Source organism: Clostridium sp. FS41 (assembly GCF_000954015.1).
GTDB classification, from domain to species: Bacteria; Bacillota; Clostridia; order Lachnospirales; family Lachnospiraceae; genus Enterocloster; species Enterocloster citroniae.
Genome location: NZ_JYHN01000046.1, coordinates 72,578 through 95,767, shown reverse-complemented (window position 1 = coordinate 95,767; position 23,190 = coordinate 72,578). Strand labels below are relative to the sequence as shown.

The 23,190-nt window shown below is 53.0% G+C and carries 20 protein-coding genes; all 20 read left to right on the top strand.

Going from position 1 to position 23,190, the window contains the following annotated elements; all coding sequences use genetic code 11:
* Positions 1-209: 209 nt before the first annotated feature.
* The 20 genes from CLFS41_RS07305 to CLFS41_RS07210 all read left to right on the top strand — a co-directional run bounded on the left by CLFS41_RS07305 (position 210) and on the right by CLFS41_RS07210 (position 23,098).
* Positions 210-419, top strand: a complete 210-nt coding sequence (locus CLFS41_RS07305) for a FeoA family protein (RefSeq protein WP_007859908.1) — start codon at positions 210-212, stop codon at positions 417-419.
* Positions 420-458: 39 nt separating this feature from the next.
* Entirely contained in the window at positions 459-680 is a 222-nt protein-coding gene (locus CLFS41_RS07300) for a FeoA family protein (RefSeq protein ID WP_007859906.1), read from the top strand.
* An 84-nt stretch (positions 681-764) separates the two neighbouring features.
* Positions 765-2,939 (top strand): ferrous iron transport protein B, encoded by a 2,175-nt coding sequence (gene feoB, locus CLFS41_RS07295; RefSeq protein ID WP_045091886.1) that lies wholly within the window; start codon positions 765-767, stop codon positions 2,937-2,939.
* 109 nt (positions 2,940-3,048) lie between these two features.
* Positions 3,049-3,336 carry a transcriptional repressor gene (locus tag CLFS41_RS07290; RefSeq protein WP_007859901.1) on the top strand — a complete coding sequence of 96 codons (288 nt, stop codon included), beginning with the start codon at positions 3,049-3,051 and terminating at the stop codon, positions 3,334-3,336.
* A complete protein-coding gene (locus CLFS41_RS07285) occupies positions 3,306-3,677 on the top strand; it encodes a heavy metal-associated domain-containing protein (RefSeq protein ID WP_045091885.1) in 372 nt (123 codons plus the stop codon). The genes CLFS41_RS07290 and CLFS41_RS07285 overlap by 31 nt, the downstream gene beginning before the upstream one ends.
* A 198-nt stretch (positions 3,678-3,875) precedes the next feature.
* Positions 3,876-4,196, top strand: a complete 321-nt coding sequence (locus CLFS41_RS07280; protein ID WP_007859898.1) for a DUF6110 family protein — start codon at positions 3,876-3,878, stop codon at positions 4,194-4,196.
* 80 nt (positions 4,197-4,276) lie between these two features.
* Positions 4,277-6,352 (top strand): heavy metal translocating P-type ATPase, encoded by a 2,076-nt coding sequence (locus CLFS41_RS07275; protein ID WP_045091884.1) that lies wholly within the window; start codon positions 4,277-4,279, stop codon positions 6,350-6,352.
* 203 nt (positions 6,353-6,555) lie between these two features.
* A complete protein-coding gene (gene eno / locus CLFS41_RS07270) occupies positions 6,556-7,851 on the top strand; it encodes a phosphopyruvate hydratase (protein ID WP_007859890.1) in 1,296 nt (431 codons plus the stop codon).
* 293 nt (positions 7,852-8,144) lie between these two features.
* A complete protein-coding gene (gene ahpC, locus CLFS41_RS07265; RefSeq protein WP_007859889.1) occupies positions 8,145-8,708 on the top strand; it encodes an alkyl hydroperoxide reductase subunit C in 564 nt (187 codons plus the stop codon).
* Positions 8,709-10,469 carry an FAD-dependent oxidoreductase gene (locus CLFS41_RS07260; RefSeq protein WP_045091883.1) on the top strand — a complete coding sequence of 587 codons (1,761 nt, stop codon included), beginning with the start codon at positions 8,709-8,711 and terminating at the stop codon, positions 10,467-10,469.
* 144 nt (positions 10,470-10,613) lie between these two features.
* Positions 10,614-11,231 (top strand): TetR/AcrR family transcriptional regulator, encoded by a 618-nt coding sequence (locus CLFS41_RS07255; RefSeq protein WP_007859887.1) that lies wholly within the window; start codon positions 10,614-10,616, stop codon positions 11,229-11,231.
* 71 nt (positions 11,232-11,302) lie between these two features.
* Complete coding sequence (locus tag CLFS41_RS07250) at positions 11,303-13,117, top strand: ABC transporter ATP-binding protein (protein ID WP_195415808.1); 1,815 nt, start codon at positions 11,303-11,305, stop codon at positions 13,115-13,117.
* Positions 13,114-14,856 (top strand): ABC transporter ATP-binding protein, encoded by a 1,743-nt coding sequence (locus CLFS41_RS07245; RefSeq protein ID WP_007859884.1) that lies wholly within the window; start codon positions 13,114-13,116, stop codon positions 14,854-14,856. The genes CLFS41_RS07250 and CLFS41_RS07245 overlap by 4 nt, the downstream gene beginning before the upstream one ends.
* Positions 14,857-15,009: 153 nt before the next feature.
* Positions 15,010-15,636: a TetR/AcrR family transcriptional regulator gene (locus CLFS41_RS07240; protein ID WP_007859883.1), complete on the top strand. Its 627-nt coding sequence runs from the start codon at positions 15,010-15,012 to the stop codon at positions 15,634-15,636.
* 59 nt (positions 15,637-15,695) lie between these two features.
* Positions 15,696-16,568, top strand: coding sequence for a methionyl aminopeptidase (locus tag CLFS41_RS07235; RefSeq protein WP_040415563.1), 873 nt, complete (start codon positions 15,696-15,698; stop codon positions 16,566-16,568).
* A gap of 273 nt (positions 16,569-16,841) precedes the next feature.
* The gene (locus tag CLFS41_RS07230) at positions 16,842-17,561 is read left to right on the top strand and encodes an ABC transporter ATP-binding protein (RefSeq protein ID WP_007859880.1); all 720 of its coding nucleotides are present in this window, start codon (positions 16,842-16,844) and stop codon (positions 17,559-17,561) included.
* Positions 17,561-19,906: an ABC transporter permease gene (locus CLFS41_RS07225; RefSeq protein WP_007859878.1), complete on the top strand. Its 2,346-nt coding sequence runs from the start codon at positions 17,561-17,563 to the stop codon at positions 19,904-19,906. Before CLFS41_RS07230 ends, CLFS41_RS07225 begins: the two co-directional genes overlap by 1 nt.
* 6 nt (positions 19,907-19,912) lie before the next feature.
* On the top strand, positions 19,913-21,226 hold the full coding sequence (locus CLFS41_RS07220; RefSeq protein ID WP_045091882.1) for a biotin/lipoyl-binding protein: 1,314 nt from the start codon (positions 19,913-19,915) through the stop codon (positions 21,224-21,226).
* A gap of 75 nt (positions 21,227-21,301) precedes the next feature.
* A complete protein-coding gene (locus CLFS41_RS07215; protein ID WP_330376803.1) occupies positions 21,302-22,108 on the top strand; it encodes a class I SAM-dependent methyltransferase in 807 nt (268 codons plus the stop codon).
* A gap of 12 nt (positions 22,109-22,120) precedes the next feature.
* On the top strand, positions 22,121-23,098 hold the full coding sequence (locus tag CLFS41_RS07210) for an AraC family transcriptional regulator (protein ID WP_052665657.1): 978 nt from the start codon (positions 22,121-22,123) through the stop codon (positions 23,096-23,098).
* Positions 23,099-23,190 lie beyond the last annotated feature (92 nt).

The window sequence follows — 23,190 nt, the reverse complement described above, 5'->3', positions numbered from 1 at the left end:
TGTTTTTTGTGCACTGAGGTATGGTTTGATTTTAGCATATTTCAATATTCTGTGCAAAGATTGAATTTCTCATCAAGGTTTTTGAAAAAAATTATTGACATTTGAGTTAATTGGTGCTAACTTAGACTTGCAGTTAGGATACCATAACTTTCCAGGACTGCATCTGTACCTATTACTGTGATCACATCAAAAAGAAGAGGAGTGATTGTATGCCTTTAACAATGGCAAAAGAGGGTGAAGTAGCATCCATTAAGCGTGTAGGCGGTAAAGATGAAGTGCGCCGGCACCTGGAGAATATGGGATTTGTACCTGGAACGGATGTAACGGTCGTGTCCATTAACAATGGCAATGTGATTGTTAATGTAAAGGACGCCCGCGTTGCGATCAGCAGGGAAATGGCCAACAAGATCATGATCTAACTGGGAATCAGGATATGAGGAAGAAAGGAGCGTTTGATTATGCACACATTAAAAGAGGTTAAATGCGGAGATACGGTTTCAGTGGTAAAGCTTCACGGTGAGGGAGCGGTAAAGCGCCGTATCATGGATATGGGAATCACAAAGGGGACTGAAGTATATGTCCGCAAGGTTGCTCCCCTGGGAGATCCGGTGGAAGTCAATGTAAGAGGTTATGAGCTGTCTCTGAGAAAAGCGGATGCAGAGATGATCGAAGTGCAGTAGGGGCTGCTTTTTTTTAGATAATGAGTTAGCTTAAACTAATTTATTGATAAATTTTCTCAATAAGAGGAATAGGAGGATATGAAAATGTCAATCAAAATTGCTTTGGCCGGTAATCCAAACTGTGGTAAAACTACCCTGTTTAACGGACTCACCGGATCCAACCAGTTTGTAGGAAACTGGCCGGGTGTAACGGTGGAAAAAAAGGAAGGTAAGCTAAAGGGGAACAAGGATGTGATCATCATGGACCTTCCCGGGATCTATTCCCTGTCACCCTATACGCTGGAGGAAGTGGTTGCAAGGAATTATCTGATCACGGAACGCCCTGATGCGATCCTTAACATTGTGGACGGAACCAATCTGGAGCGCAACCTGTATCTGACCACCCAGCTGATGGAACTGGGGATCCCGGTTCTCATGGCTGTGAACATGATGGATATTGTGCAGAAAAACGGAGACCAGATCAATATAAATGCCCTGAGCAAAAAGCTGGGCTGCCCGGTTGTTGAGATTTCGGCCCTTAAAGGCAGCGGGATCATGGAAGCGGCCAACAAGGCGGTGGAACTGGCCAGAGGAGGCCAGAAAGTATCCTCCGTGCACCGGTTTGGGTCTGATGTGGAGTTTGTGCTGGAAGAGATCGCAGGCTGCCTCGGCAATGAGATCCCGGAGGAGCAGAAGCGTTTTTATGCCATCAAGCTGTTTGAGCGGGATGATAAGATTGCTGCCCGGATGTCCACGGTGCCCAATGTTGAGAGCCTGATCAAGCGCACAGAGGATGCCATGGATGACGATGCGGAAAGCATTATCACAAATGAACGCTATACATACATTACCTCCATCATCAGCGGCTGCTATGTGAAAAAGAATAAGCAGAAGCTGAGCACCTCGGACAGGATCGACCATATTGTGACAAACCGCTGGCTGGCCCTTCCTATCTTTGCGGTTGTTATGTGGGTAGTGTATTATGTGTCGGTTACCACAGTGGGTACCTGGGCAACGGACTGGGCCAATGACGGCGTGTTTGGAGACGGATGGAGCCTGTTTGGCATGGAAGTTCCCGGTATTCCGGTCCTGGTGGAAGGCTTCCTGACTTCCGTGGGCTGCGCTGACTGGCTGTCCAGCCTGATCCTGGATGGTATTGTTGCCGGTGTGGGCGCCGTGCTGGGATTTGTTCCCCAGATGCTGGTGCTGTTCATCTTCCTGGCATTCCTGGAGGCCTGCGGATACATGGCCAGGGTTGCGTTTATCATGGATAGGATCTTCCGTAAATTCGGTCTGTCCGGCAAGTCCTTTATCCCCATGCTGATCGGCACGGGCTGCGGCGTTCCCGGAATCATGGCATCACGTACCATTGAAAATGACAGGGACCGCAAGATGACCATTATGACCACCACCTTTATTCCCTGCGGTGCGAAACTCCCCATCATTGCCCTGTTTGCAGGCGCACTGTTCGGAGGCGCTTCCTGGGTTGCACCCAGCGCTTACTTTGTGGGTATTGCAGCCATTATCTGCTCTGGTATTATTTTGAAAAAAACAAAGATGTTTGCAGGCGACCCGGCGCCCTTTGTTATGGAACTTCCTGCTTACCATATGCCCACTGTGATCAATGTACTGCGCAGCATGTGGGAGAGGGGATGGTCCTTTATCAAGAAGGCCGGAACCGTGATCCTGTTATCCACCATCTTTGTATGGTTTACATCCAGCTTTGGGTTTGTGGACGGTCACTTCGGAATGGTGGAGGACCTGTCTGACGGCCTTCTGGCCAGCATTGGCCAGGCGATTGCCTGGATCTTTGCTCCTCTTGGATGGGGCAACTGGCAGGCGGCTGTTGCAGCCATCACAGGACTGGTTGCAAAGGAGAACGTGGTCGGTACCTTTGGTATCCTTTACGGCTTTGCGGAAGTGGCAGAGGACGGCGAGGAGATCTGGGGAACCCTTGCACAGAGCTTTACCACTGTGAGCGCATATTCCTTCCTTGTATTTAACCTGCTTTGCGCTCCCTGCTTTGCAGCCATCGGAGCGATCAAGCGTGAGATGAACAATGCAAAATGGACCTGGTTTGCAATCGGTTACCAGACACTCCTGGCCTACGGCGTATCACTCTGCATCTACCAGCTGGGAACATGGTTCACTTCCGGAAGCTTTGGCATCGGAGCAATTGTTGCGCTCCTTCTGGTAGCGCTGTTCATTTACCTGATGGTAAGACCGTACAAGGAAAGCAAGTCCCTGAAGGTTGGCGCAAAAGCCGGCGCAGCATCCTGATAACAGATGAACGTGCACGCGAGCGTGGAAAGACGATCCCCGTTCCGTGCGCGTTCTGACGTACCTGCGGCCATTAAGTGCCTGAAATCACGTAAGGAGGAGAACTGATATGTGGCAAAAAGAGCAGGTGATCGAAGAATTTCAAAAAAGAGGAAAACGGATGACCCAGCAGAGACGGATGCTTTTGGAAGTGATCCTGGAAAGCGACTGGACAAACTGCAAGGATATCTACTATGAAGCACGCAAGCGCGATCCCAACCTGGGGATGGCCACTGTGTACAGGACGGTCAGTGCACTGGAAGAGATGGGGGTGCTGGCGCGCACGTACCAGTACTCCTCACCGGATTCGCCAAAGGAGGAAGAGGATTGTCAACAGCAATCATTTGTGTCTTATTGATCATTATTTCCGTGTTTGGCATCAGAAGCTATATGAAGCGTCTGGCTTCCGGCTGCTGCGGATCGTCCGGGGAAAAGTCCCCCAAACGGATTAAGGTAAAGGATAAGGACCTGTCCCATTACCCGCACCAGTGCACCATGAAGGTGGACGGAATGTCCTGCGGCAACTGCGCGGTCCGTGTGGAGAATGCCCTGAACGCCATGGAGGGCGTGTGGGCAAGGGTGGATCTGGAAGCAGGAGAAGCGCAGGTTTATATGAAACAGAAGTATGAAGACAAGGCCCTGAAGGATGCGGTGAAGGCAGCCGGATACACGATTTTTAAAATCAATCACACTAAATGACTTTATTTCTCAATAAGAAGCGTTGGAATTGACTAACCAGCATTTTCCAGTTTAGGATAAATGTGTAAACGATATGTAAAGTTCCCGCAAAGGAAGTGACACAAGATGAAATATCACAAATTCTGGGCTTGGGCCATGGTGTTTTGTTTCGCGATGACCCTATACACCGGGTACAAGCATAAGTAGGAGGATAAAGAGATGATTGATTGTTTTAAGTGTAAGAGGATTGGTTTGTTTTTGGGCGGCGTCCTGTTTGGTACGGCAGGCGTTAAGGTGCTGGCAAGCACGGACGCAAAGAAGTTTTATATCAACTGCCTGGCAGCCGGTTTACGGGCTAAGGACTGTGTGATGACCACGGCCACCAACATCCAGGAAAATGCGGAGGATATCCTGGCAGAAGCCAAGGAGATCAATGTAAAGCGCAAACAGGAAGAAGTGTTTGAGGATGAGAGCGGAGCAGAAGACCAGGCTGTTTCTGAGGAGATGGCTGAGGAGCCGGTAAACGTGGTTACAGAGTAATGTGGATTCCGCCCGGGGATAGATGGTTCCCTGGGCGGTACTTTTTTCGTCACAGTAAGTCAGATAGGAGCTGCAGGCAGATGAAATTTGTTATAAGACATGAGATACGGGGCAGGGTGAGGATCCACCTTTACCAGAAGGAGATGAGCATCCGTCAGGCGGACCTGCTGCAGTATTATCTCTGCGCCTTGCCGGGTGTGAAGGATGCAAAGGTGTATGAGAGGACTGCGGACGCGGTTGTGGTCTTCGAGGGCGACCGGGGAGAGATCCTTAACGGTGTGCGGAAATTTTCTTATGAAAATGAACGGCTTCAGGAACTGGTTCCCAAGAACAGCGGAAGGGCCCTGAACAGGGAGTATAAGGAAAAGCTGATCCAAAAGGTGGCGGTACGGGCGGTGACAAAGGCATTGTTTCCCCTGCCCTTCCGGGCAGTCTACACCGTGTACCACGGGATCCGGTATCTGATCAAGGGGATCCGCTGCCTGTTAAAGGGCGCTTTGGAGGTGGAGGTCCTGGATGCCACGGCAATTATGGTTTCCATTGTAAGGAGGGATTTTGACACGGCCGGTTCCGTGATGTTCCTTTTGGGGATCGGCGAGCTTTTGGAGGAGTGGACCCACAAGAAATCAGTGGGCGACCTTGCCAGGAGTATGTCCCTTAATATCACTAAGGTATGGCAGAGCGTGGAAGGGACCGAGGTGCTGGTGCCCCTTTCCAAGATCCGGGAAAATGATATGGTTACCGTACATATGGGAAATGTGATCCCGCTGGACGGCGTGGTGGTGTCCGGGGAAGCCATGGTGAACCAGGCAAGCCTTACAGGGGAGTCCGTGCCCGTGAAAAAGGAAGAGGGCATGTATGTGTATGCCGGAACCGCCATAGAGGAAGGGGAGATCACGCTGTGCGTGAAAAAGGCAGCGGGAGCCACCCGGTTTGAGCGGATCGTGACCATGATCGAGGAGTCGGAGCAGCTTAAGTCCACGGCAGAGGGAAAGGCGGCCACCCTGGCCGATGCCCTGGTCCCCTGGAGCCTGGGAGGCACGGTCCTGACATGGCTGCTCACCCGCAATCCCACCAAGGCCCTGTCCATCCTGATGGTAGACTTCTCCTGCGCCCTGAAGCTGGCCATGCCGTTATCCGTGCTGTCGGCCATGCGCGAGGCCAGCAGCTACCACATCACGGTAAAGGGCGGCAAGTATATGGAGGCGGTGGCGGCAGCGGACACCATTGTATTTGACAAGACAGGCACCCTGACAAAGGCAAGGCCCCAGGTGTCTGATGTGGTGGCGTTTAACGGGCAGGATAAGAATGAACTGCTGCGGATCGCCGCCTGCCTGGAAGAACATTTCCCCCACTCCATGGCCAATGCCGTGGTCCAGGAGGCGGTTAAACGAGGCCTGGTGCACCAGGAGATGCACTCCAGGGTGGATTACATCGTAGCCCATGGAATCGCCACCTATGTGGGGGAGGAGCGGGTGGTGATCGGAAGCTATCACTTTGTGTTTGAGGATGAGGGCTGCAAGGTGCCGGAAGACGGCAGGGATGCATTTGACAGCCTTCCTTCGGAATACTCCCATCTGTTTTTGGCCATTGGAGGAAGGCTGGCAGCCGTCATCTGCATCGAGGACCCCCTGCGGGAGGAGGCGGATGCGGTGATCAGCGCCCTTCACAGACAGGGGATCAAAAAGATCGTGATGATGACAGGGGACAGCGAGCGCACGGCCCGGGCCATTGCGGCCAGGATAGGCGTGGATGAGTATTATTCCGAGGTTCTGCCCGAAGATAAGGCGGGATTTGTGGAGCGGGAAAAGAAGCTGGGCCACAAGGTGATCATGATCGGAGACGGAATCAATGACTCGCCGGCCCTTTCCGCTGCGGATGCAGGCATTGCCATCAGCGAGGGAGCGGAGATCGCCAGGGAGATTGCGGATATCACCATATCCGAGGACAACCTGTTCCAGCTTGTGACCCTGAGGGCGATCAGCAGAGGGCTGATGGACCGGATTGACCGGAATTACCGGTGCGTGATCGGGTTTAACCTGGGACTGATCCTGTTGGGCGTAGGGGGCGTGATCGCGCCTGCCACCTCAGCCCTGCTCCATAATACATCCACTCTGGCAATCAGCCTTAAGAGCATGACCAACCTCCTTGACTGAATGGGAGGATATGAGAAAAAGATTATCAGTTGGCACACTTGCCTTTTTCAAGGAACTTTGGTATACTGAGGATGGTTAGCTAAAGCTAACTATGTGGATCAATCATGTGATACCATCCTGCCCCGGATCAAGTGATCAGGTGCCCATTTTCAGCTGTTTTCCATTATCCCGGGGCAGGGGATATCCATGGGAAAGGATGTGGAATGAACTATTTAGAGATTGAGAAAGTAATCGGACGGGAAATCATTGATTCCAGAGGGAATCCCACGGTAGAGGCGGAGGTTGTCCTCGCAGACGGTACGGTTGGAAGGGGAGCTGCCCCCAGCGGTGCGTCCACTGGAGAATTTGAGGCCCTGGAATTAAGGGATCATGAGAATCCGCGCTTTGGAGGAAAAGGCGTCTTAAAGGCGGTCAGGAATATCAATACAGTGATTTCAGATACCCTGAAGGGGATGAATGCAGCGGATATCTACGCAGTGGACCGCGCCATGATCCGGGCGGACGGGACAAAGGACAAGTCTAATCTTGGGGCTAACGCGATCCTGGCAGTTTCCATTGCCTGCGTGCGCGCGGCCGCCAATGGCCTGGATCTTCCCCTGTACCGTTTCCTGGGCGGCGTAAACGGCAACAGGCTGCCGGTTCCCATGATGAATATATTAAACGGCGGCGCCCATGCTGCCAATACAGTGGATGTGCAGGAGTTTATGATCATGCCTGTGGGCGCAAAAAGCTTTAAGGAGGGCCTGCGCTGGTGCGCGGAAGTGTTCCATGCCCTGGCAGCCCTTTTAAAGGAAAAGAAGCTGGCCACCTCAGTGGGGGACGAGGGCGGATTTGCCCCTGACCTGGGAAGTGATGAGGAAGCGATCCAATACATACTGGCAGCGGTGACCAGGGCCGGATATGAGCCGGGAACGGATTTTGTTCTTGCCATGGATGCTGCTTCCAGCGAGTGGAAGAGCAAAACCAAGGGAGAATACCTTCTTCCCAAGAGCGGGAAGAAGTTTACATCAAAGGAGCTGGTGGATCACTGGGAGAAGCTGATCGGCAAATACCCCATTTATTCCATTGAAGATGGTTTGGATGAGGAGGACTGGGAAGGCTGGAGGATGATGACGGACAGACTGGGAAACAGGGTGCAGCTGGTGGGTGACGACCTGTTTGTGACCAACACGGAGCGCCTTGCAAAGGGGATCAGCCAGGGCTGCGGGAATTCCATCCTTATTAAGCTGAACCAGATCGGAACCGTGTCAGAAACGCTGGAAGCCATTAAGATGGCCCACAATGCAGGGTATACGGCCATTGCCTCCCACCGCTCCGGCGAGACGGAGGATACCACCATCGCCGACCTGGCGGTGGCCTTAAACACCTGCCAGATCAAGACAGGCGCCCCCAGCAGAAGCGAACGGGTGGCAAAGTACAACCAGCTGCTGCGGATCGAGGAGGAACTGGGGGAAAGCGGAGCGTATCCCGGGATGGACGCTTTCCATATTTCAAGATAAGCGGTTTCAGGATTAGATAATAAATGATTACAGGAAAGGGATCGGTGCAGAGACGTTGAACAGGAACGTCCCTGTGCCGATCCCTGTTTTTTATTGGGTATCCTGTTCCGCTGAGCCCCCCCGTGGCCGTAACACGGAGATCGGTAAAAAACAATATTAATAATTATTATCAATACTAAATGTTGACAAAAGCGGGATGTTCTGATAAACTTGCATTAAGTTAGTTGAAACTAACATAAAATATCATTTTTAATGCAAACTATAAAATATCAGTGAAAACAGGAGGAAATAATATGTCATTAATCGGAAAAGAAATCAGTGATTTTACAGTGCAGGCTTACGTGGACGGATCGTTTAAGGAAGTGAAAAAATCGGATGTACTGGGGAAGTGGGCGGTATTCTTCTTTTATCCGGCTGATTTTACCTTTGTGTGCCCCACGGAGCTGGAGGATCTGGCCAACAAGTATGAGGAATTTAAGGCTGCGGGCTGCGAAATCTACAGTGTGTCCTGCGACAGCCATTTTGTACACAAGGCATGGCATGATGCGTCCAAGACCATCCAGAAGATCCACTACCCCATGCTGGCGGATCCCACAGGAAAGCTGGCAAGGGATTTTGAGGTAATGATCGAGGAGGACGGAATGGCGGAGAGGGGCAGCTTTATCGTAAACCCGGAGGGAAAAATCGTTGCCTATGAAGTGATCGCCGGAAATGTGGGCAGGAATGCGGACGAGCTGTACAGACGTGTCCAGGCTTCCCAGTTTGTGGCAGAGCACGGGGACCAGGTTTGCCCGGCCAAGTGGCAGCCGGGGGCCGACACCCTGAAGCCAAGCCTGGATCTGGTGGGGCTGATCTAAATGGAACAGGAGAGGGAAAAAAATTATTTGTATGATGTGGTGATCGTAGGAGGCGGACCGGCCGGATTGTCGGCCGCCATCTACATGGCCAGGGCCAGATATAGGGTCCTTTTGATGGAGAAAGAGAAGATCGGCGGGCAGATCACCATCACCTCGGAAATCGTCAACTACCCGGGCGTGGAGAGGACCAGCGGAAAAGAACTGACCCATTCCATGAAGGAGCAGGCCCAGGCGTTCGGGGCAGAGTTTGTGATGGCCGAGGTGCTGGATATGGACCTGGATCAGGACATCAAGGTGCTTCACACAACAGCCGGCGAGTATAAGGCCCTGGGAGTGGTGCTGGCAACGGGAGCTAACCCCAGAAAGCTTGGGTTTAAAGGGGAAAAGGAATTTCAGGGCAGAGGCGTGGCTTACTGCGCCACCTGCGATGGGGAATTCTTTACAGGCATGGAGGTCTTTGTAATCGGCGGAGGGTTTGCCGCTGTGGAGGAAGGCATTTTCCTGACCAGATATGCAAGGAAGGTAACACTGGTGGTCCGGGGGGATGACTTTACATGTGCCAGAACCGTGGCGGACCAAGTAAAAAAGGAAGATAAGATTGAGGTGAAGTTTAACACGGAGATCCTGGAAGCAGGCGGGGAACATATGGTTTCCTATGCGCGATTCAGAAACAACCGCACCGGCGAGGAGTGGACCCATGAGGCTGGTGAGAACGGCGGTTTCGGTATCTTTGTCTTTGCGGGCTATGTGCCTAACACTGCATGGATCAGCGGAAAGCTGGTGTGTGATGAGCAGGGTTACCTGGTTACGGACAGCAGCCAGAAGACTAGCGCTGAAGGAGTGTACGGCGCAGGGGATGTGTGCATCAAGAATCTGCGCCAGGTGGTGACAGCGGTATCGGATGGCGCGGTGGCGGCCACCTCCCTGGAAAAGCATGTTTCCTCCATCCATGAAAAGCTGGGCATTCCCGCCCTTGAGCAAGGGGAGGCGGACACAAAACGCCTGGAAGGGGAAATGACCGGCGGTGGCAGAACCCTGGGAGAAGGCAGCCGGGGAGATGGAGCCCGGGGAGAAGATACCCGGGGAGAAGATACCCGGGGAGAAGATACCCGGGCGGAGGACGGCAATGGCTTCCTGTCGGCACAGATCCGGCAGCAGCTGTCAGGTCTGTTTCCAAAATTCCAGGAAAAGGCAGTCATAACCGCGGAGCTGGACGACAGCCCCCTTGCCGGGGAGATGAGCGGTTTCCTGGGCGAACTGGAGGGATTGACAGACAGGATCATCTGTAAGAGAGAATATATCAGCAGGGAAGAAAAGGAGAGGCGGGAGGCCGGCGGCGAATTGTTCCCCGCCTTCCGGCTGGGCCGCCAGGATGGAAGGGAAGGAAATATCCTGTTCCACGGCGTTCCGGGAGGGCATGAATTTAACTCCTTTATCGTGGCCCTGTATAATATGGCGGGTCCGGGGCAGCCGCTGGACGAGGGTCTGAGACAGCGCCTTTCCTCCATCAGCAAGGATATCAATGTGAAGGTGATGGTGTCCCTGTCCTGCACCATGTGCCCTGAGGTGGTGATGGCTGCCCAGAGGGCGGCCTCCCTTTCGGGACATGTGACTGCCGAGATGGTCAACCTGATGCATTACCCGGACCTGAAGAAAAAATATAATATCATGAGTGTTCCGTGCATGGTGATCAACGGCTCCCAGGTTTATTTCGGGAAGAAGAGCCTGGAAGAAGTGACAGGGCTGCTGGAGGGGAATTAAAGGGTCAGGCGGTCCTGGCAGCGGGAACGAGGCTTTAATGAGAAAAGGAATCAGTTAGACATATTGACTGATTCCTTTTTTTGTTACATAATAACAGTGTTATATAACGGCGTTATATTTTACGGAAAGGCAGGAAAGGGGAAGATGGGAAACCGGAGGAACAAGACGGCGGAGGCCATACTGGAAGCGGGAAAAAGGGAATTTTTAAAATACGGATATGAACAGGCATCCCTTAGAAGGATCGCAGGGGAGGCATCGGTGACCACCGGAGCCATCTATGGATATTTTCCAGGCAAGGAGGCGCTGTTTGAGGCGCTTACCAGGGATGCGGCCGAGGAACTGGTGAACATGTATGTGAAGACCCATGAGGATTTTGCAGCTCTTGCGCCGGATGAACAGCCGGGTATGCTGTCTGATATCACGGAGGAATATGTTCCCCGGATGGTCAATTTCATATATGACCATTTTGACGCATTCAAACTGCTGATGTGCTGCGGCGCTCCCGGGGCCAGGGACGGTTTCTTTGACAGGCTGGCAGCGGTGGAGGAAAAATCGTGCTGGGATTTTGTGGGCGCGGTAAAGACCTTGGGACATCCGGTGCCTGAGATGAGCGATACGCTGATCCATATTTTGTGCCGGTCCTTTTTTCAGCAGCTTCATGAGTTTGTATCCCATGATGTACCAAGGGAACAGGCTGTCTCATGTTCAGTCACACTGAGCCGTTTCCAGCATGCGGGATGGATCAGGATTTTGGGGCTTTAAAAAGCCCTGGTTTTATGACTGATGGTTAGTTTTAACTAATTTAAAGATTATTTGATAAGGAGGATGAGAAAGTGGATGGAAACAGTAAATTGATCATGACACAACTTCCGGATCAGGAAAAAGTCACACTCATGACCTTTGCAGGGAGGCATTGTTTTCTCACAGGGGCAGGCTGTGTCCTTTCGGGGATCAGCGCAGTGATCGGACTGGTACCTTACCTGTGTATGTGGAATGTGGTGAAACTGGCAGTGACGGGCTGGCCGGACCGGATGGACGGAAATGCCCTGGTGTATTGGGGGTGGATGGCGGTCATATCATCCCTGATTAGTATGCTGATCTATTTTGGGGCACTGATGTGCACCCATCTTTCAGCATTCCGCACGGCCAGGAATATGAAGACAGTGGCACTCCACCACCTGACCAGGCTCCCCGTGGGATATTTTAAACAGAGGGGCAGCGGTAAGTTAAGGCGTATCATTGATGACGGGGCAGGGCAGACGGAAACCTACCTGGCCCACCAGCTGCCGGACCTGGCAGGCGCCCTGGTCACCCCGGCGGCGGTCCTTGTGCTGCTCCTGGTTTTTGACTGGAGGTTTGGGCTGATCAGCCTGATCCCCATGGCGGTGGGCGCTTTTTTCCTGAGCCGCATGATGGGGCCGGGAATGGCCGAGTGTATGAGGCAGTACCAGAATGCCCTGGAGGACATGAACAATGAAGCTGTGGAATATGTGAGGGGAATACCCGTGGTCAAGACATTCCAGCAAAGTATATTTTCCTTTAAAAGTTTCCACGACTCCATTTTGCGCTACCGGGACTGGGCGGTGAATTATACCGTGTCCCTGCGCATTCCCATGTGCGCCTATACGGTCAGCATCAACGGCATATTTGCCCTTCTGATCCCGGCCGGTATCCTGCTTGCAGGGGATATCTCCAGGGGCGCGGCCTATGAGACCATTGCCCTGGATCTGCTGTTCTATATTCTTTTCACACCGATCTGTGTTTCCATGATGGATAAGATCATGTGGACCAGCGAGAATACGATGGCAGCCAGGGATGCCATGAACCGGATCCTGGATATCATAAAGGAAAAGCCGCTGCCTGAGCCGGCTGCTGCCACAACCCCCTCGGGTTACACCGTTGAGTTCAGGGACGTATCATTTTCCTATGACAACACAGGAACGGACGCGCTGAGCCATGTGTCCCTCACCGTCCCCCAGGGCGCTACGGCCGCCATGGTAGGGGCTTCGGGAAGCGGAAAGACCACTCTGGTAAGCCTGATTCCCAGGTTCTTTGACGTGGACAGGGGAAGTATCTGCATCGGCGGCGTGGATGTGAGGGAAATCGGCAGTGAGGAGCTGATGAAGCTGGTGAGCTTTGTGTTTCAGGACTGCCATCTGTTCAAGGACAGCCTGTTAAACAATATCAGGGCCGCCAGGCCGCAGGCCACAAAGGAGGAAGTGATGCGGGCAGTGGCTGCTGCCCGGTGTGAGGACATTATTGAAAAAATGCCCCAGGGCCTGGATACTGTGGTGGGGACCAAGGGCACCTACCTGTCCGGTGGAGAGGTGCAGCGGATCGCCCTGGCCAGGGCAATCCTTAAGGATGCGCCCATTGTGCTTTTGGATGAGGCAACTGCATTTGCAGACCCCGACAACGAGTATCTGATCCAGCAGGCGTTTGAGACGCTTGTTAAGGGAAAGACAGTGATCATGATCGCCCACAGGCTTTCCACCGTGTGCCACTCGGACCGGATTTTTGTCCTGGAGCAGGGCCGGATTGCAGAACAGGGACGCCATGAAGAGCTTCTCCGGTCAGGGGGGCTGTATGCCAAAATGTGGAAGGATTACCAGACGTCAGTGGAGTGGAAGGTAGGTGGAGAGGTATGAGCAGATATCTTCAGAGAAAATTTGCACTAAGTGAGCAGGGCGGAAAGGATTTGACCAAGGCGATTTTTTCCTGCGCCCTGACCAATATCGGATTGATGTTTCCCATGGGCATCCTGCTGGTTTTCCTGGAACGGCTTCTGGGGCCGCTGGTGGGAATAGAAGCCCCTGTTATGGGGATGGCCGGGTACATGGGCATCAGTGTCCTGCTTTTAGCCGTTATCTTTGCGGTGGAGCGCCTTCAGTATAATACAACCTTTCTGGCCTCCTACAAAGAGAGCGCCCAGATGCGCATCCGCCTGGCGGAGCGGCTGAGGACCCTGCCCCTTTCCTTTTTCGGGAAAAGGGACCTGGCGGACCTGACAACCACCATTATGGCGGATTGCGCTTTTGTGGAAAAGGCATTTTCCCACTTTATACCCGAGCTTATAGGCGCCCTGATTTCCACCATGCTCATAGGCATAGGTCTTTTGGCAGCGGACTGGAGGATGGGGCTGGCAGTGCTGTGGGTGGCGCCGGTGTCATTTCTCCTGGCAGCGGGGACCAGGCCCATGGTGGACCGGATGGAGCGCAGGCAGAAGGGAAGGAAGATTGCTGCCTCGGACGGGATCCAGGAATGCATTGAAAACATCCAGGACATCAAGGCCAACAACCAGAGGGAGGAGTACCTTAAGGGGCTGGACCAGAAGCTTTTGAACGTGGAATCCATTACCATCAGGCTGGAACTGTTAAACGGAACCCTGGTGACGGCTTCCCAGATGTTCCTTAAGATCGGCATGGCTACCACTGTGCTGGCAGGCGCATCCCTTCTGGTGTCACGGTCCATTGATTTTATGATCTTCCTCATGTTCATGCTGGCTGCAACCAGACTGTACCTGCCGCTGGCAGGCTGCCTGCAGAACCTGTCCGCCGTGTACTCCACCCTTTTGGTGGTGGAACGCATGAAGGGGATTGAGGAGCAGCCTGTCCAGCAGGGAAATAAAAGCGTTTCCTATAAAGGGTATGACATTGTGTTTGACCATGTGGGCTTTTCCTATAAGGACGGGGAACAGGTTTTAAAGGATGTGTCCTTTACAGCCAGACAGGGACAGGTCACCGCACTTGTGGGTCCGTCCGGCGGAGGAAAGTCCACCAGTGCAAAACTGGCGGCCAGGTTCTGGGACATTGACAAGGGCAAGATCACCCTGGGTGGCATGGATATCAGCAGTGTGGACCCTGAGACATTGCTGGGAAGTTTCTCCATTGTGTTCCAGGATGTGGTCCTCTTTAACAACACGATTATGGAAAATATCCGCTTGGGGCGCAAGGGGGCCACGGACCAGGAGGTAATCAATGCCGCCGGGGCCGCCCAGTGCGAGGAATTTATCCGGCGTCTCCCTGACGGCTATCATACCAGGATCGGGGAAAACGGCTCCACCCTGTCGGGGGGTGAGCGGCAGCGGCTTTCCATTGCCAGGGCATTGTTAAAGGACGCTCCGGTCATACTCATGGATGAGGCCACGGCCTCCCTGGATGTGGAGAATGAGACACTGGTGCAGGAGGCCATTTCCAACCTGGTAAAGGATAAAACAGTCCTGATCATTGCGCACCGGATGCGCACCGTGGCAGGAGCGGACCGGATCGTGGTGCTGAAAGACGGTCTGGTGGCGGAGCAGGGGACTCCCAGGGAGCTGATGGACAGGAACGGGGTCTACCGCCATATGGCGGAGCTTCAGGGCAGGAGCCTGACGTGGAGCCTTTAGTATACAGGGACGGGCAGTGCGCGGTTGAAACAGCTGCGCACTGCCCGTTGGTCTGCGGGATTTCTTGACAGCCGGGATAAACATGTTATAATTGATAACATTGATAACCCACAGAAAAAGGATCGGATCCAATGACGGGCAGGAGGGGCTTACGTGCCAAAAGACAAACATGCCAGCCGCGCAAGGATCGTAATGGCTGCCAGGAAAGAGTTCCTGGAAAAGGGCTTTGAGAAAGCCTCCATGCGCACCATTGCACAGGCTGCGGGGATGACATCCGCCGGACTTTACCGGCATTTTGCAGATAAGGAAGCTATGTTTTCCGCTTTGGTGGAACCGCTGATGGAGGAACTCCAGGAAATGTGCAGCGCCATGGAAGCCAGGAATTATGGGTTTCTTGAAAAGGGAACGCTGGATGAAATGTGGGACGGTGAGGCGGAACTTGTATATCTGCTGCCTTTGGTCTACCGCTATTTTGAAGAATTCAGATTACTGCTGTGCTGCTCATCCGGTACCAGGTACGGGAACTTCATCCATGACTTTGTGACGCTGGAGCAGGAAAAGACCATGGAGTTTCTGGCCGCTGCCAGACAAAAGGGATGGGAGACAAAGGAGATAGATCCCAGGGAACTGCATCTGCTGCTGAGCGCCTATACATCGGCATTTTTTGAGATTGTCATTCATAAATTTACAAAAGAGGAGGCGGAGCATTATCTGTCCACGTTCCGGAAATTCTTTTATCCCGGCTGGAGGGCCATTTTCAAATGCACTCCGGGATCTTAGGATAAAATCATCCCAAACATGAAGAAGGAGTATTATAATATATGAACAGGTTGGTACATATGAACAAATTAGGAAGAAATGATCTGTGCTGGTGTAAAAGCGGCAGGAAATATAAGAAATGCCACAGTGATTTTGACGCCCGCTTGGAGGAATTCATGCACAGGGGAGCAATCGTGCCTCCCCGCAGCATCATCAAGAACCAGGAGCAGATCCAGGGGATCAGGGAGAGCGGGAAGATCAACATAGCGATCCTGGATTATGTCAGTGGGAACATAAAAGAAGGAATCACAACGGAGCAGATCGACCAGTGGGTCTATGAGCAGACTGTAAAAAACCATGCCGTACCGGCGCCCCTGAATTTTGAGGGATTTCCTAAAAGCGTGTGTACTTCCGTCAATGACCAGGTGTGTCACGGCATACCGTCACCGGATGTGGTGCTGCGCCAGGGGGATATCGTAAACGTGGATGTGTCCACCATTTACAACGGCTACTTTTCCGACTCTTCCAGAATGTTCTGTATCGGCCAGGTGCCTGAGGAAAAGAAGCGCCTGGTGGAGGTGACGAGAAAGAGCCTGGATGTGGGGCTTAAACAGGTGAAGCCATGGGGATTCCTGGGGGATATGGGCCAGGCGATCCATGACTTTGCAAAGGAGAACGGATACACGGTGGTAAAGGAGATCGGCGGTCACGGTGTGGGGTTGGAATTTCATGAGGAGCCCTGGGTGAGCTACGTGTCAAAACGGGGCACGGAAATGCTCATGGTTCCCGGCATGGTCTTTACCATTGAGCCAATGATCAATATGGGATCAGACGAGATTTTCACGGACGAGGAGGATGGATGGACCGTATACACGGAGGATGGCCAGCCGTCCGCCCAGTGGGAGATCCAGGTCCTGGTCACAGAGGAGGGCTATGAGATATTGGCCTATTGATAAGATTTCTCCACAGGCTTCATTGGGTTGACAAACAGGGGGCTGTAAGCTATATTGGACTTAATGTTAGTTAACAGTGATAACAAGAATAAAGGATCGTATCCCAGAGAGGGGGCTGGGCCGGTTATGCAAAACCGGAGGCCCCTCTTTTTTGACAGATAGTTAGATGAAACTAACTTTTTTGCCTTATTCATTTTGTCTGCCCGCTGATGGGTTGGATCCCGCGGTCAAGCCGGACTCCGGATCTGCTTTGGGGCTTTGAAAGGGGAACTAATGGAAGGATCATACGGGACAGCGCTTATAAAGGCGGAGCAGATCAACAAGAACTATGTGCTGGGGGAGATCACCGTGCACGCCCTGAGGGATATTTCCTTTGAACTGTATAGGGGGGAACTGATTGTGATCCTGGGGCCCAGCGGGTCGGGAAAGAGCACGCTGTTAAATATACTGGGCGGAATAGAGACAGCCACCAGCGGAAGGCTTTTGTACGGGGGAAAGGAACTTGACTGGAAAGATAAAAAGGCACTCACTGCCTACCGTAGGGCCCATGTGGGATTTGTGTTCCAGTTCTATAATCTGATGCCGGGGCTGACGGCCCTGGAGAATGTGGAACTGGCAGCGGAACTGGGGGAACATCCCCTGGATGCAGGTGGGCTGATGGAGCAGGTGGGGCTTGCTGACCGGGCGGACCATTTTCCCAGCAAGCTTTCAGGAGGACAGCAGCAGCGGGTGGCCATTGCCAGGGCCCTGTGCAAGAATCCGGACATCCTGCTGTGCGATGAGCCCACCGGAGCCCTGGACAGCAGGACCGGGGTGCAGATTCTGAAGCTGCTGGCTGATTTTAACCGCGCATACCAAAAGGCAGTAGTATTGATCACCCATAACCAGAAGATCGCACAGATCGCCCACCGGGTATTTTATTTTAAGGACGGGTGCCTGGAACGCATTGGGCAAAATGAAAGCCCCTTAAGGCCGGAGGAGGTGGACTGGTAGTGAGGCATTTTCGCAGAAATGTGTTCCGGCTGGCCGGGCAGAACAAAGGCTCCTTTGTGGGAGCGGTTCTCATTATTGCCATTGGAATCTTTATCTATGTGGCCATGATGGATACGTTGAGAAATCTGAGGGACCAGGTGGAGGAGTACTACCGGACCAGCTCCATGGCGGACGTGTTCGCCCAGGTATCCGCAATCTCACACGCGGAGCTGGAGCGGATGAAGGAGATTCCGGGAATTGCCCAGGTGTCCGGGAAAATGGCGGAGGATGTGAGGATCCTTGCAAAGGGACAGCAGGAGATCGTGACCGTCCGCCTTCTGTCCTATGATGCAGGGGACGCCCTGAACCGTCTGATCCTGTCGGAAGGTTTTAAGGCGCATGACAGCCTGTACCTGGGAGGAAGGATGGCTGGAATTTATGGATATGATAAGGGGGAGCCGCTGAAGCTTTTGTGGGGAGGCAGAGGTGTGGATTTTTCCTTTGCAGGCATCTGCCACGCACCGGATTACATCTACTCCATTCCCCCAGGCGGGGCCATGATACCGGATGGAGAGATATATGATGTTGCATGCATTGAAAAAAAGCGGATGGAGGAGCTGACAGGGAGGCAGGATTCCCTGAATGAACTGGGATTTTCCCTGAAACCAGGCTACACCTATGAAGATGTGCGGTTCCAGCTGGCCCAGGGCCTCCAGCCTTACGGCCTTGTATCCCTTGCTTCCAAAGAGGACCAGGGCAGCTTTAACATGGTGGACGGGGAAATGCATGAACTGATCTCCACGGGTACGGTGCTTCCCGCCATGTTCATGTGTATCTCCGTGTTTATGCTGTATGTGGTTTTAAAGAAAATGACCGACAGGGATCAGACCCTGATCGGTACCATGAAAGCCTTTGGCATGACGGACCGGGAACTTATGGGAGCCTATCTCCTGGAGGGCGCCTTGGTGGGCGCCGGAGGAGCCGTCCTGGGCAGCGTTCTGGCAGCTCCCTTTGGCAAGTATATGTTTGATATGTATGTGGATTTTTTTAACCTGCCGGATACGGTTTACCACAACTACATGGACAGCCGGATCAACGGGCTTTTGATCGCCCTGGGAACCGGGCTGGCGGCAGTGTTCCTTGGGGTCAGGGATATCCTTTCCATCACCCCGGCGCAGGCCATGCGTGCCAGAACCCCGTCAGGGGCGGGAAACCTTCCTGTTCCCGGCTTCCTGTTAAAACGGCTGGGGGCCATGGAAAAGATGGGATGCCGTTCCATTGCAAGAAATCCATTCAGGGGATTCCTGCTCATATTGGCCATCGGGTTCCCGTTTTCCATGGCCTCCGTGCTTTTCTCCTTTAACGGTGTGGCGGACCAGATGTACATGGACCAGTTTGATAAAGTACAGGTTTACGATCTGCAGCTTTCCCTGGACCGGTATGTAAGCCCGGTGAAGGCTGCCCAGAGTGGGGGAGTCCTGGAAGGGGTGGAGGAGTCAGAGGCCGTGTGTACGGTGCAGGCAGAGATTAAAAATGAAAACCTTTCGGAATTTGTAATGCTGTACGGGCTGAACCCCAGGTCCGGTCTGTGGAGGATCATGGACAATGAGAACAATTTCTATGAGCCGCCGGACCGGGGGCTTATCATAAACAGCCGGATAGCAGATAAACTTCATGTAAAAAAGGGGGATATGGTCAGGATCAACTGTCCGGGGATGACCGTGGAAGCGGTGCCTGTGCTGGTGGTCCAGGTGATCGAAGAGAGCCTTGGAAGCGGCTGCTACATGAGTCTTGGCAGCTTTGAGCAGGTATTCCACACAGAGCCGGCAGCCAACACAGTGCTTTTAAAGACAAAAGCCGGAAAAACGGAGAGTCTGAAGGCTGAAATGCTGAAGACCAGCCGTGTGACCTGGCTGGTGGACACGAAAAAGATCACAGACAGCTACAGGGATATGATGGGGAGCATGATGGCCATGATCCATATGTTTGCCATTCTGGCCGTGGCATCGGGAGGGATCCTGATCTACAACATTTCTATGATCAATATCCGGGAGCGGGTGACGGAATTCGGCACGCTGATGGTTCTGGGAGAATCCAACCGGGAGATAAGCCGGCTTCTCCTCTTTGAGCAGATGGCATATTTTGCAGTGGGGATCCTGGCCGGGATTCCGGGGAGTATGGCCATACGGAGGATGATCCAGCAGATGGTCATGTCGGACAGTTACACCATCCGTATAAAGATCAGTCCCGGTTCTTATATGGCCGCATTTTTTATCTGCATGGGGATCACCCTGCTGGCCTGCGCGGCCGAGATGCGGTTTATTGACAGGATCCGGCTGACAGAGATCTTAAAGGAAAGGGAGTAAGAAGCAATGAAAAAGCGCAGAAAAATGTTACTGGCCTGTGTGGCGGGCGGGCTGGCGGTGATTGCCGCGGTTTCCTGTGCTGCTGCAGGCGGCCGCGGACAGAAGGTGGAGACAGCGGCAGCAAAAAGAGGTCTGGTGGAGGACCGGTATACAGAGGAGGGCATCATCAGTTTTGGAGGGGAATACCGGGTGATCGCCCAGGCGTCAGGACCGGTGAGCAGCCTGCTGGTGGAAGAAAATTCGCGGGTTAAAAAAGGGGATGTTCTGTTTACCATAGACAGTACGGATTATGAGTATGAAAAGGCCCTGGCGGCAAGTGCTCTGGCCGGGTATGAAGCCCAGCTGGAACAAAGCAGGATCAACCAGGTTATGACCACATCACCCCAGGAATATCTGGAAGCGGTAAAACAGGAGCTGGAGGCCGGAAAAGCCAGGTACCAGTCTGCGAAATCCGTGTATGAAGGAGATCAGGTGCTCTATGCTTCAGGCGCCATTTCCAGGGTGCAGATGGAGACGGACAAAGCGGCTTATGAGGCGGCACTGTCCTCCTGGCAGCAGGCCAGGGGACGTTACGAGGAGAGCAGCCGGTTCCTGGAAAGCCTGAGAGAGGAGGGGATTGACCAGAGCACGATCAACTCCCGCTTTTATAACAGTGAGTTAAACCAGCTGACAGCTCAGATCCAGTCCCGGAAGACAGCAGTGTCCCAGATGGAGGAACAGATCGCCAGATGCCGGGTGAAAGCGGAGCGGGACGGCATCGTCACCTCGCTGCCGGTAAAGGAAATGTCCGTGATCCAGGCGGGGGAGACGGCCGCGGTCATCAACAGCCGGGAAGGGATGAAAGCAGAGGCGGATGTGCTGACCAATATTGCGCCATACATAAAGGAGGGGGAACCGGTGGAGGTTACCCTGCAGCTGCGCGGCAGGGATGAGACCTTTACAGGTACGGTGGAAAAGGTATATGACTATGCTGACAGAGGAACCTCCGCCCTGGGGCTGGATGAGTACCGGGTCCATGTCAGGGCCGCGTTGGATGATGGGGAAGCCCTGGCCGGCAGGGAAGGCTACGGGGTCAATATCAGATTTCTGCTTTATCATGAACAGGACTGCCTGACCGTTCCATCCGGCGCTGTGTTCCAAGCAGATGAAACGTATTTCGTGTATCAGATCGAGGATGGGAGGGCTGTGAGAAAAGCGGTGGAGGTGGAATACCAGACAGGCATACGCACAGTGATCACCTCAGGCCTGGAGGAGGGGGACCTGGTGATCGACCAGGTGGACTCAGAAGGCATCTATGAGGGGGCCAGGGTGAGGCCATGATGTTGTAATGCTTTAGCAGAATTGGCGGAAGGATGCGGTACGGAGAAGAAATGAAAAGGAAAGGAAGATCAGAATATGAAGGGAGATAAGATGAAGGTAAAACTGGGAACCGTGCAGGAGACAATGCTGATCCCTCTGGTCATAAAGGCCAGTGAGACACAGCGGCCTAAGGCCAGGATCCGCGACAAAAAGGCGGTGGAGATACTGGAACAGCTGGAACTTGATACAGATAAGTATGATAAATTCATGAGCCACGAGGGAGTGGTGGCCAGGACCATCATGTTTGACCGGGCTCTTAAATCATACTTGCAGCAATATCCTGACGCAGTGTGCGTCAATCTGGGCTGCGGCCTGGACAGCCGCTTTTCCCGGGTGGACAATGGAAGCATACTGTGGTATGACATTGACCTTCCGGATGCCATTGCGGTCAGGAAACAGTTCTTTCAGGAGGAGGAACGGGTCCGGCTGATCGAGGGATCCATCCTGGAGCCGGATTGGACCAGACTGGTTAAAAAGGGGAGAAAGGTTATTTTTATTGCGGAGGGAATCCTTATGTACTTTACCAGGGAACAGGTGAAAGCCCTGCTGGGTGTTATCAGCCAGGAGTTTACGGATTATATCTTACTGGCGGAATTGATGCCTTTGGCCGCGGCCAGGATGAGCAAACATCACGATACGGTAAAGAATACCGGAGCTGTCTTCTCATGGGGGACGGATTCGGGAAAAGAGCTGGAACAGCTGTGCCCGGGCCTGAAGCTTATAAAGGAGAACAGCTTTAATGACGTGATGAAGGGATTTACTTTCCGGGGATGGCTCATGGGAACCCTGCCCAAGATCAAGGATATGAATGACAGACTGGCTGTTTTCCAGTATGGGCAGTAGGGGGTGGTTCCCATGTACAGGAATGGCGCGGGGGAATATATAAGCCGGCTTTTGGAGGAATCTGAAGCAGGTTCTGCGGGTGAAGTATTTAACCGCATTCCACCTGAGATCGGAAGGTGTAAGATATGGGAAAGGCGTACAAAACAGGGAGTCTCCGCCATGGACTGGGAAATGTACTATGAGCAGGATATCTGGGTACAGAAAAACAGACGGCTTCCCATGGACGCGGTCCAGATGATCTTTTTCCTTAACCAGGGACTGGCCTGGGAGATGGGGGAGCCCGCACACCGGGTCAGGGTGGAGAGGGGGGAAGCCTGCATGTACCGGGACACCTCGCTGCCCAGCTCAGCCTGGTATCAGGGCGGGGTCGGATTCAGGTTTAAAAGCATTCAAATACCCAGGGAGTATTTCCAATACATTGCGCAAGGACATCTGGGTATGAAGGAGATGGACCTGGCGGATCGTATGTTACGGTCATTTACAAAAATAGCGATTACACCTTACATGTACCGTCTGCTGCAGGAACTGGAACAGGCGGATCAGTTTTGCGGCGGTATCGGCGCCATCTATTTGGAGGGCAAGATACTGGAAATGATCGCCGCCTGTCTGGATTCCTGTTTGGATATGGGCGGGGGTTCCGGCGGGGTGACTGGCAGCAGGACAGACAGGGAAGTAATCCTGGAGATCAGGCACAGGATCGACCGGGACAGTGCCAATGTACCGGACTGCGGGACCCTTGCCAGGGAGGCCGGCATCAGTGTATCCAAGCTTACAAAGGGCTTTAGGGAATTGTCGGGAAAACCCCTTCACGCTTATGTAATCGACCGGAGGCTTGAGTATGCTGCCTTTCTTTTGACGGAAAACAGGCTCAATGTGAGCCAGGCAGCCATGTATGCAGGATACTCCAATATGAGCCATTTCTCAGCCGCTTTCCGAAAAAAATACGGAGTGCTTCCTAAGGACTATATAAAAGGCCATTGGGAAGGATAAAAAGTGTTAAAATGAAATTGGATTTTGGTAGAAAACATAAGAGGACAGCGGTAAAATAAAATGCGTCAGGTTAGCAAAAACTAACTTGACGC